This is a genomic window from Desulfobacterales bacterium (assembly GCA_021647905.1).
In the GTDB taxonomy this organism is placed as follows: domain Bacteria; phylum Desulfobacterota; class Desulfobulbia; order Desulfobulbales; family BM004; genus JAKITW01.
Genome location: JAKITW010000081.1, coordinates 1 through 12,178, shown reverse-complemented (window position 1 = coordinate 12,178; position 12,178 = coordinate 1). Strand labels below are relative to the sequence as shown.

Genomic DNA, 12,178 nt, shown 5'->3' with positions numbered 1-12,178 from the left:
CCTGACCCCTGACCCCTGTAACCCTGACATGAAGATCCTGGTCCTGGAGCCCTATTACGGCGGTTCCCATAAATCCTTTCTCCAGGGGCTGCGGCGTTATCTGCCCATGCGTTTTGAGCTGCTTACCCTGTCGGCCCGCAAGTGGAAATGGCGGATGCGGCTGGCAGCGCCCTATTTTGCCGAGTTGATGCGGAATATGGAGGTGCCGGACCGGGTACTCTGCTCCACCTTTGTCGATGTGGCCGCCCTGCGGGCCCTGGCTCCGCCCTGGATCAGGCAGGTGGAGCTGCTGACCTATTATCATGAGAACCAGTTTGTCTACCCGGTCCGGGTCGATGACGAGCGGGATTTTCATTTTGCCCTGACCAACTACACCACTGCCCTGGCCTCGGACCGGCTGGCCTTTAATTCCGGCTACAACCTGGAGACCTTTCTGGCCGGGGCCGAAACCCTGGTGAAAAAAGCAGCTGACATGCGCGGTCCGGCATGGGAGGATTTTTCCGGGCGGATTCGCGGCAAGTCCGTCATTCTCCATCCGGGCCTTGATTTCACTGATATCGATGCGACTCCGGCCGGCCCTTGCCATCCGCATCCGGTAATTGTCTGGAACCACCGCTGGGAGCACGACAAGAACCCGGAGGATTTTTTTAATGTTCTGTATGCCCTTGACCGGCAGGGGATTGACTTTTTCCTGGTGATGCTGGGCCAGTCCTTTGCCCGGCGGCCGGAGATTTTTGCTGAGGCCGAACAAAGGCTCGCGCACCGGATTCTGCACTGGGGCTATGTCAAGAGCAGGGAAGAGTATATCCGCTGGCTTAAGCACGGCAACCTGGTGGTGTCAACGGCCAGGCACGAATTCTACGGGATCGCGGTGATAGAGGCGGTGCGGGCCGGCTGCCGGCCGCTGCTGCCGGACCGCCTCTCCTACCCGGAACTCTTTCCGGCCGGGTTCCTGTACCGGCCAGGGGAGTTGCCTGGCCAACTGGCCGACCTGCTCAAGAAGGATTCGAGGATGACTCCGGCACAATCATCAACCCTTACCGGCCGTTTTTCCTGGGATCTGCTTGCTGAAAAATACCGGGCCTGGATTACCGGGCCGCCGTAATTCATGGAATAAAACCGGCTGGGGCTCGGTTTTGTCGATGGATTTCAGCCCGCTGCCAGGGCCGGACCCATGGATAACATCCTGTCAGCGGGCGGACTTTTTGTTGACAAGGTTCCCAAAGCCCGTTACGAACTTATGGTAGGATCAAATTGAGCCGGTTCTTGTCAGGAAGGGGCCTGTTTTCAATGATCGCCCTTTCTCTCCACCCGGGTACCCTGGTAGGGCGCAACAAGGCATGGCGGCGCCCAACCCCTCGAAGTACCAGCGATCCTTTCCTGGTTTTTCGTTTCCGCCCTGGCACCGGCTCCGGCTCCGGCTCGATTTGTCGTTGTTGTCTTTAATCTTCTATTTTTCCCATAACCGTTCACCGGGGGCGCAACAGGTGCGCTTCCCCGAGCCGTTATCGCAGGTGGCCCGGACGATGAGCTTGAACAAGACCGATCTTGAAGATATTGAACTTGAAGTCCTCAAGGAGGCGATCCTCAGGCGGTACGGCTACGATTTCCGTCACTACGCCAAGGCCTCGTTCAGAAGAAGGACCGAGTATTTTCTCGGCAAAACGGATGTCGCGCGGATATCCGAGCTGATTCCGCGGATCATCCATGACAAATCATTTTTTGAGTCGTTCTTCTACACCCTCTGTATCACCGTGAGCGAGATGTTCAGGGACCCCTTTGTCTTCAAGGCCATCAGAAACAAGGTGGTGCCGATGTTGAAGACATTCCCTTTTGTCAAGATCTGGACAGCAGGCTGCGCCGCCGGAGAAGAGGCCTACTCCATGGCGATTCTGCTGCGGGAAGAGGGGCTTTATGACCGGGCCCGGATATATGCCACGGACTTCAACGAGGAGGCCCTTGACCGGGCGAAAAAGGGAATATTCTCCATTGAAAGGATAAAGGAATTTACCCGTAACTACCTGGAGGCGGGCGGCAGGTCGTCGTTTTCGGATTACTACCTGGCCAGGTACGACTCCGCAATAATGAACAAGGAGTTGAAGAAGAACATCGTCTTTGCCAATTACAACCTGATCTCGGACTCGGTCTTTGGGGAGATGCACCTGGTACTGTGCCGGAACGTTCTTATCTACTTTGATAAAAGGCTCCAGAACCGGGTTCTCGGTCTGCTGAACGACAGCCTGATCCACAACGGCTTTTTATGCCTGGGGGCCAAGGAGAGCATCCGGTTTTCCGGGGTGGCTGAAAACTTCAAATCTTTTTCAAAAAAAGAAAAGATCTACCAGAAAAAAGACGGCCGCGGGATGGTAACGGATCGCTTGAATAACGTCTGGATGGAGGTGGATGATGAAGATCGGCAACCTTAATATCGGATGGCGGCTGGGCGGTGGGTTTTTATTTGTAATAGTCCTGGCCCTGATCGCCGGCTTTGTATCCATCAATGCGATGCAGAAACTGGCCGGCCTGACCAGGGATCTTTACGATCACTCCATGACGGTCGGCAATGCGGTCAGGGATATAAGGATGAACATAACCGCCATGCACCGTTCCATGAAGGATGTTGCCCTGGCAAACAATATCGATGGGATAAGGGCCGCGGCGGCAATTGTTGATGCCCGCGAAAAAGAGACCGTTGAATTGTTCAATATTGTCCTTGACAGGTTCCCGGGTAACAAGCAGGTGGTTAAGGAATCACTCAAGGAGTTTACCGGCTGGAAGGTGATCAGGGACAAGGTGATCCGGTTGATGGTCAAGGGGGAGAGGCAAGCGGCCGCGGATATCACCAAGGGAATGGGGGCAAGGTATATTGAGCACCTGCTGGTCGATATAAACGCGATGATAGATTTTGCCAACAAGAAGGGCGCGAGTTTCTACAAAAGCGCCCAGGCCACCAGGGAACGGGTGCTGATGTTCACGCTCATTATCACTGGAATGATATTCCTGCTAAGCATCACCGTGGCCGTTTTAATCACCAGAAGCATTACGGTCCCCATCAATGAGATGGTCAAGGGCGTCAAGGAGATAGCCAGGGGCAACTTTGAACGTCCGATCAAGATAAGCCAGAACGACGAAGTGGGGGGACTGGGCCGTTCGATCAACGAGATGACGGATTCCCTGCGCAAGCTGACCGCGGACGCCAAAAGGCGGGACTGGATCAAGACGGGCCAGAACGAATTAAGCGGGGAAATGAGCGGTGATCTTGAGATTGGCGTGCTGGCGGATAATGTCATCAGGTTCCTGGTCGAATATCTGGACGCGAAAACAGGCGCATTATATGTGCTGGACAGGGAAGGAGCCGCGCTTGACCTGACCGGCGGTTATGCCTTTGACCGGCCCGGGGATTTCAACGAGAGGTTCGGGATTAAGGAAGGCCTGGTGGGCCAGGCCGCGCATTCGAAAAAGATGATATCCCTTACCGATATCCCGGAAGACTATATGCGTATCCGTTCAGCGGCGGGCGAGGCCGTGGCGGCGAATATAGTTGTTGTTCCTTTTATTCATGAGGACCAGGTGGTCGGGGTGATGGAACTCGGCGCTTTTAGAAAATTTTCAGACACTGAACTGGAGTTTCTTGATTTTGTGATGGACAGTGTCGCCATAGCAATAAACTCGGCCCGTTCCCGTGACATGACCAGGGAACTTCTGGAAAACACCCGGTTACAGGCGGAAGAGCTTGAGGTGCAGCAGGAAGAACTCAGGTCTTCCAATGAAGAGCTTGAGGAGCAGACCCAGAGACTTATGGCATCCGAGGAGGAGTTGAAGAGCCAGCAGAATGAACTTCAGCTCATAAACAAGGAACTTGAGGAAAAGACACAGGTGCTTGAGGCCCAGCAGGATGAACTGGCCGAGAAAAACCGGGTCTTGCGGCGGATCAAAATGGACCTTGAGCGGAAGGCGGAGGAACTGGCGACCACCAGCAGGTACAAGTCGGAGTTCCTTGCCAACATGTCCCATGAACTTCGCACCCCGCTCAACAGCCTGCTGATACTTGCGCAGGACCTTGCCGCAAACAAGGAAGGCAACCTGAACGATGACCAGCTCGAGGCGGCGGCCATCGTATATAACAGCGGCAAGGATCTCCTGAAACTCATCAACGAGATACTCGACCTGGCAAAGGTGGAGGCAGGCAAGATGACGCTCAACGTTGAAGAGGTTGAATTTTCCGATATAGCAGACAGTGTTCATGCTAATTTCAAACACCTGGCAGAGGAAGCCGGGCTTAAGCTTGAGGTAAAGACGGACAAGGGGCTGCCCCGGTCAATAAAGACCGACCCCCAGCGGCTGGACCAGATAATAAAGAACCTGGTCTCAAACGCGATAAAATTCACGGAAAAAGGCGGGGTAACGGTCCGGTTCCACAAACCCGGGCCTGATACCGACCTTTCAAGGAGCGCGCTTGCCCCTGAAAAGTGCATTGCGGTCACCGTGGCTGATACCGGGCCGGGCATACCCGGGGACAAGCGTCTGGAGATATTCGAGGCCTTCCAGCAGGTGGACGGCGGCACTGCGCGCAAATACGGGGGCACGGGACTCGGGCTCTCCATTTCCCGGGAGCTTGCCAGGCTTCTGGGCGGGGAGATACAGCTTGAGAGCGGGACCGGCCCGGGGGCGGCGTTTACCGTGTATCTGCCGGTGGGGTTTACCCCGGCACCGCCGGTCCCGGCCGGAGCGGCGGCCGGGGCGCCCGGGTCTCCACTGCCCGCCCCTTCCATTGACGATGACCGGGAGAGTATCGAAGAAAAGGACAAGGTGCTGCTGGTGATCGAGGATGAGGAGGTGGTCAGAAACAATATAATTAAACTCATCGGCGACCAGGACATCGAGACCGTGGCGGTGGACAGCGGCGAGGAGGCCCTGGAAAAGCTGTCCACGACCCGGTTCGACTGCATCATCCTTGACCTTAATCTCAGCGGGATGAGCGGGTTCGAATTTCTTGAAAGGCTCCATTCCGAGGTCGAAATCATGCCGCCGGTGATTGTTTACACCGGCCGGGAGCTTACCCGGGAGGAGGAGTACAAACTCAAGAGATATGCCTTGTCGGTCATTGTCAAGGGGGAAAAATCAGAAGAGCGGCTCCTTGACGAGACCGCGCTCTTTCTCCACCGGGTGGTGGAGAATCTCCCTGAACGGAAAAGGGAGATGATCAAGAGTCTGTATGACATGGAGGAGCATTTCACCGGCAAGAAGGTGCTTGTGGCCGACGACGACATGCGTAACATTCTTGCCCTCTCAAAGGTGCTTGAGCACAGGGGCATGGAGGTCTTCAAGGCCGTTGACGGGGAGAAGGCCCTGGCAATCCTGGACAAAGAGCCGGGCATCGACCTGGTGTTGCTGGATATAATGATGCCGGTGATGGACGGCTACGAGGTGATGGACCGAATAAGGGCCCAGCCCAGGTTCAAGGACCTGCCGGTCATCGCGGTCACTGCAAAGGCAATGAAAGCGGACCGGGAAAAGTGCATGGATGCGGGCGCCACCGATTACATCTCCAAGCCGGTGGACATAAACCGGCTGCTGAACATTCTGCGGGTATGGCTTTACCGGTAAGATCCGCGTAACCACGCGCAGGGTGGCGCGACCACCGGTCGAGCATCCGGGGCCGGCGGCAAACCACACGCGGCAACCAGGGAAAAAAATGAAGCAATCCGCTAAAATACTCATCGTTGACGACAGGGTGGAGAATCTTGTCGCCCTTGAAAAGGTTTTTGCCGGGCTTGACGCGGAGATCATCCGCGCAACATCGGGCCGCGAGGCCCTGGCAAAGACCCTTGACCATGATTTCGCCCTGGCCCTTGTCGATGTCCAGATGCCGGACATGGACGGGTTTGAAACGGTCTCCTTGATGCGGCGGCAAAAGCGGACCCGTTATCTGCCGGTGATCTTCATCTCCGCCATATTTTTCGAGGATTATTACCTGGTAAAGGGGATAGAAACGGGCGCGGTTGACTTTATTACCAAACCGTTTAATCCGCGGGTTCTGCTCGGCAAGGTGTCTGTCTACCTTGCCATGTACCGGCAGAGAATGTTGCTGGAGGAGGCGCGGGACAACCTGGAAGAAACCGTTCGGAGACGCACTGAAAAATTGAAGAACACCAATGAACGGCTGCAGAGAGAGATCATTGAGCGGGAAAAGATCGAAAAGGCGCTGAAGGGGGAACGGGACCGGGCTGAACATTATCTGAACATTGCCGGGGCAATCCTGCTGGCCCTGGGTCCGGCCGGAACGGTGAATCTTATCAATAAAAAGGGCTGCGACGTCCTGGGATACCCCAGGGAAGATATCATCGGCAGGGACTGGTTTGATAATTTTCTGCCCGAGGCGGCCCGGGATGAGGCCAGGGCAGTGTTCAGCGGGTTGATGGCCGGGGTCCTTGGGCGGAATGAATATTATGAGAGTCCGGTTCTGAACAATAGCGGCGAGCGGATACGCATCCTCTGGCACAACAGCCTGTTGCGAGACGATTCCGGAGAGGTTGTCGGCACCTTGAGTTCGGGAGAGGACATCACCGAGCGGAAGAAACTGGAGGCGCAACTGCAGCAGGCCCAGAAGATGGAGGCGGTGGGCCAGCTGGCCGGCGGGGTTGCCCATGACTTCAACAACATCCTGGCGGTGATCATCAACTACGGCCATGTGATGCTGATGAAGCCGGTCAGCGAGGAACAGCACCGGATAGTTGAAAAGATTCTCTCCTCGGCCGACCGGGGCGCCAGGCTCACCACCAGTCTGCTCGCCTTCAGCCGGAAACAGGTGATGCAGGCCGTGCCGGTAAGGCCGAACGAGCTTGTCGGGCGGGTGGAGAAACTCATCTCCCGGATTATCGGCGAACAGATTGCGGTCAGGACGGTGTCCACCGGCAAGGACCCGGTGATAATGGCGGACAGCACCCAGATCGAGCAGGTCCTGCTGAACCTGGCCACCAACGCCCGGGATGCGATGCCCGGGGGCGGAGAATTGACCCTGGAGACCGATGAGGTCGAGATGGACGAGGAGTATATCCGGATGCACGGCTACGGCAAGGCGGGCCGCTATGCGGTTATCTCTGTCTCCGACACCGGCCGCGGCATGGATGAAGATACCCGGAAGAAGATCTTCGAGCCGTTCTTCACCACCAAGGAAGTGGACAAGGGCACTGGACTGGGAATGGCGATGTCATACGGGATCATCAAGCAGCATGGCGGCTTTATCAATGTGTACAGCGAGCCGGGCAACGGGACGAGCATAAAGATCTATTTGCCTGCCGGCGGAGAAGAGCGGCAAGAGACCGAGGCGCCGTTGCCCGCGGATTCCCCGGCAACAGGGGGAGAGACCGTGCTCCTGGCCGAGGACGACGAGGAACTCCGGGCGGTCACCATGCAGATCCTGGCGGGACACGGCTACACGGTGATCGAGGCGGCGGACGGACAAGAGGTGGTGGAGAGGTTCCGCGAGAACCGGGACCGGATAGACCTGCTGGTCCTTGACGCGATCATGCCGAACAAGGGCGGCCGGGCGGCCTATGACGAGATAAGGACTGAACGGCCCGGTATCAAGGTGTTGTTCCTGAGCGGCTATACCACGGATACCATTGTCAGGAACGGGTTTCTGGAACAGGGGTTGAATTTTATCTCAAAACCGGTGGCCCCGGCCAAGCTGTTAAAAAAAATCAGGGGAATTCTGGATGAATGATGGAAATGAAAAAATGAATCATAGGGTCCTTGTTGTTGACGATGATCCCAATATGCTTGACTCGGTTTCCTTCTTGCTTAAAGGGATCGGCTACCGCGTAACCGGTTGTGAAGACGCCGAGCAGGCCATGGCCCTGGTCAGGGAGCAGGAGTTTGATGTGGTGCTGACCGACATCAAGATGCCCGGGGTCTCGGGGCTTGAACTCCTTGAGCAGATCCACGGCGTCAACAACGAGATACCGGTAATCCTGATGACCGCCTATGCGGAGCTGGAACTGGCGATCGATGCGGTTAAAAAAGGGGCCTTTGACTTTATCTCCAAGCCGTTCAAGCCGGAGTATCTCCTCCATACGATAACAAGGGCGATTGATTACAGCAGGCTTATACGGCTGGAGAAGAATTACAAGCATGAGCTTGAAGAGACAGTGGCAAGGAGGACCGAGGAGTTGCGGGCCGCCTTTGCAAAAATCGATGCCCTGAACAAGGAGACGATCCTGCGCCTGACCACGGTTGCCGAGTACCGGGACGCTGATACCGGTTTTCACATAGTAAGAATAGGGGACTATTCCGAGGCAATTGCCCAACACCTCAAGATGCCGGAAGAGTTTGTCAATACCATAACCTATGCAAGTTTACTCCATGATATCGGTAAGGTGGCCATACCAGACGGGATCTTGTTGAAACCGGGCGCCCTTACGAAAGAGGAGTTCGAGACCATTAAGAAACATACTGTGTTCGGCGCGCAAATGCTGGCCGGCTCGGACCATGTTCTGCTGCAGATGGCGGCATCGATTGCCTTGAATCATCACGAGAGGTGGGACGGCACCGGCTATCCCAACGGTCTGAAGGGCGAGGGAATCCCGATCGAGGGCAGGATTGTAATGATCTGCGACGTGTATGACGCCCTGATGAGCAAGAGGCCGTACAAGCCCGCGTTGACCCACCAGGAGGCCTTCGGGATCATCACCAAGGGCGACGGCCGGACCGAGCCCGGACATTTTGATCCCGATATCCTGGCGGCGTTTAAGGCCCTGGCCCCGGATTTCGAGAAAATATACCGCAAGCATGCCGAGTCGTGAGTGACCCCTGCACCCTGCACCCCTGATCAAGATATAACCAAGGAAAGCCGCAATGAAAGACAAGTTGCCCGCCCGGATATTGAAAAGGAAAATCCGGCAGCGTTTTCTTCTGCTTTTTTTGCCATTCCTGGCAATTATCATAATTATCACCGCGGTGATCCATCACCTGGATGTTAAAAACGAAATCAGGCTGATCAAACTCCACCAGGCCGGGGTGCTGTCCGCAATAAAAGGAACAATCGCCACTGATTTCGACTCGGTGATATCAGACCTGAAGTATCTGAGCGGGGAGGTGGAGCTGAAAAGATTTCTTCAGCAGAACGGCGCCTCGCCGGCCCGGGATGACCTGGCCGAGGATTTTCGCCGGCTCTCATATGACAAGGGGTTATATGACCAGATCCGTTTTCTGGACGAGACCGGTATGGAGATGATCAGGATCAACTTCAATAACGGCGAGCCGCTGATCGTGGACCGGAGCGAACTCCAGTTCAAGGGCGAGCGTTATTATTTCAAGGACACCTTTCAGCTTGGTCAGGGCGAGGTCTATGTCTCCCCGTTTGACCTGAACATTGAAAAGGGCGAGATTGAGACCCCGTTGAAACCGATGATCCGTTTCGGGACCCCGGTTTTTGACGATCAGGGCCGGAAGCGGGGGGTGTTGCTCCTTAACTATTTCGGCTCAAGGCTGCTTGATAAAATCAGGGAGTATCCCATCGACGAGGGCATGGGCCGGCTGATGTTTATCAACTCCGACGGATACTGGCTCATCGGGCCTGAGCCTGACAACGAGTGGGGGTTCATGTATGAAGAGCGGCAGGAGCGCTCGTTTAAAAACGCCTTTGCCGACGACTGGCAGCGGATAAACGGCGCGGAGAGCGGCCAGTTTATTACTGCCGCTGGTTTAACTTCATTTGTAACCGTGCGCCCCCTGTCCGAAGACCAGGTGTCGAGCACCGGCTCGGACCGGCCGTTTGCGCCGAGCCGCGGGTTGCTGTCCGCCCGGGAGTATTACTGGAAGCTTGTCAGCCGGGTACCGTTGGCCGCGCTGTATGCGAATTCGCGCCTGCTTTTAGGCCAACTCCTGCTCCTTGACGCGGTGGTGCTGGTTTTTGTCTTTTTCGGCGCCTTGTTCCTGGCAAGGGCATGGGTGAACCGCCAGCAGGCGGTGGAACTGCTCCGGCAGAGCGAGACGAGGTTCAGGGAGCTGTTTGACAACATGAGCAGCGGGGTGGCGGTCTGTTCCGTTGTGGCGGATGGGTCGGATTTTGTCCTGAGGGATATGAATGCCGCTGGCACGCGGTTGACCGCGTCCAATAAAAAAGATGTGATTGGCAGAAAGATAACCGAGATATTCCCCGGAATAAAGGATTTCGGGCTTTTTGACGTATTTCAAAGGGTATGGCAAAGCGGAAAATCAGAGCATCACCCCGCTGCCCTGTACAGGGACCAGCGCCTGGTGGCCTGGTATAAAAATTATGTTTATAAACTGCCCTCCGGCGATATCGTGGCGATCTTTGACGACGTTACCGAGCACAAGCTGAACGAGGAAAAATTAAGGGTCGAGCAACAGAAGTTCGTGGATACCGTAAATACCTTACCTGATATATTCTTTGCCCTGGATCTGGAGCATCGTTTTACGGTATGGAACAAAACACTGGAAAGGGTAACCGGCTATACAGCGGAAGAGATCGCCGGGATGTCGGTCCTTGACATCTTTCCGGCGGAAGATGTCGAAAAGTCATCGGCCGCGATTTCAGCAATGATTGAAAAGGGATACAACGAGGTTTATCTCAGAATAGTTACAAAGAGCGGCCAGATGCTGGCCTATTATTTCACCGGATCGAGCCTGCGGGATGAAAAGGGCGATATCTACGGGATAACCGGAATCGGCCGGGACGTCACCGAGCGCAGGAAGTATGAGCTTTTTGTAACCAGCCTGCTGGAAAGCATTGGCGAGGGGCTCATCGTCATTGATCCCGAGTACCGGATTTTCAATGCGAACAGGGCCTATTGCGAGCAGGTTAAGATAGAATGCGCGGAAGTGACAGGTCGATATTGCTACGAGGTCTCCCACCAGATCGACCGACCATGTTACGAGATGGGCGAGGAATGCGCCGCCAAAAAGACCTTTGAGACCGGCGAGTCCCATGTGGTCCTGCACACCCATTACGATACGGACGGCAACCCCGTTTATGTGGAGATCAGGTCCTACCCGATGAAAGAAGAGGGGAGGGTCGTTTCGGTAATCGAGGTCATCAATGATATCACCGAGCGGAAGAAACTGGAGGCACAACTGCGGCAGGCCCAGAAGATGGAGGCGGTGGGCCGGCTTGCCGGCGGGGTTGCCCATGACTTCAACAACATCCTGGCCGCGATCATCAACTACGGCCATGTGCTGCTGATGCAGCCGCTCGACGAGAAACAGCAACAGATAGTTGAAAAGATTCTTTCCTCGGCCGACCGGGCCGCCAAGCTCATCTCAAGCCTGCTCGCCTTCAGCCGGAAACAGGTCATGCATCCAGGGCCGGTCAGGTTGAACCTGCTGGTCGAGCGGGTGGAGAAACTCATTTCCAGGATCATTGGCGAGGATATCGAGATCAGGACGGTGCTGACCGGCAAGGATCCGGTGGTGAGGGCGGACAGCATCCAGATCGAGCAGGTCCTGATGAACCTGGCCACCAATGCCCGGGATGCGATGCCCGGGGGCGGGAAATTGATCCTGAAAACCGATGCAGTGGAGATGGACGAGGAGTATATCCAGATGCACGGCTACGGCAAGGCGGGCCGCTATGCGGTTGTCTCTGTTTCCGACACCGGCCAGGGCATGGATCAAGAGACCCGCAAGAAGATCTTTGAGCCATTTTTTACCACCAAGGAGGTGGACAAGGGCACCGGGCTGGGGCTGGCGATGACCTACGGGATCATCAAGCAGCACAAGGGGTTTATCAATGTGTACAGCGAGCCGGGCAAGGGGACGACCATAACGATCTATCTGCCCATGGACGGAGAAGAGCGGCAAGAGGCGCCGGTGGTGGCGCCGGTGGTGGCGCCGGTGGTGGTGGAAGGCGCGGCCTCCGGGAGCGAGACCCTGCTCCTGGCCGAGGACGACGAGCAACTGCGAGCGGTGACCAGGCAGATCCTTGAGGGACAAGGCTACACGGTGATCGAGGCGGTGGACGGATTAGAAGCAGTGCAGAGGTTCCGGGAGAACCGGGACCGGATAGACCTGCTGATCCTTGACGCGATCATGCCGAACAAGGGCGGCCGGGCGGCCTATGACGAGATAAGGGCTGAACGGCCCGATATCAAGACGTTGTTTCTGAGCGGCTATACCGCGGACACCATTGTTCGCAACGGATTCCTGGAGCAGGGGC

Annotated in this window: 6 protein-coding genes; all 6 read left to right on the top strand. The window is 56.0% G+C overall.

What is annotated here, in order from left to right:
- Positions 1–28 precede the first annotated feature (28 nt).
- On the top strand, positions 29–1,105 hold the full coding sequence (locus tag L3J03_10940; GenBank protein MCF6291497.1) for a DUF3524 domain-containing protein: 1,077 nt from the start codon (positions 29–31) through the stop codon (positions 1,103–1,105).
- A 235-nt stretch (positions 1,106–1,340) separates the two neighbouring features.
- On the top strand, positions 1,341–2,426 hold the full coding sequence (locus tag L3J03_10935; protein MCF6291496.1) for a protein-glutamate O-methyltransferase CheR: 1,086 nt from the start codon (positions 1,341–1,343) through the stop codon (positions 2,424–2,426).
- Complete coding sequence (locus tag L3J03_10930) at positions 2,404–5,607, top strand: response regulator (GenBank protein MCF6291495.1); 3,204 nt, start codon at positions 2,404–2,406, stop codon at positions 5,605–5,607. Before L3J03_10935 ends, L3J03_10930 begins: the two co-directional genes overlap by 23 nt.
- Before the next feature lie 88 nt (positions 5,608–5,695).
- On the top strand, positions 5,696–7,726 hold the full coding sequence (locus L3J03_10925) for a response regulator (protein ID MCF6291494.1): 2,031 nt from the start codon (positions 5,696–5,698) through the stop codon (positions 7,724–7,726).
- A gap of 13 nt (positions 7,727–7,739) precedes the next feature.
- On the top strand, positions 7,740–8,804 hold the full coding sequence (locus L3J03_10920; protein MCF6291493.1) for a response regulator: 1,065 nt from the start codon (positions 7,740–7,742) through the stop codon (positions 8,802–8,804).
- Positions 8,805–8,856: 52 nt separating this feature from the next.
- A partial coding sequence (locus tag L3J03_10915) for a PAS domain S-box protein (GenBank protein ID MCF6291492.1) occupies positions 8,857–12,178 on the top strand: 3,322 nt, incomplete at its 3' end.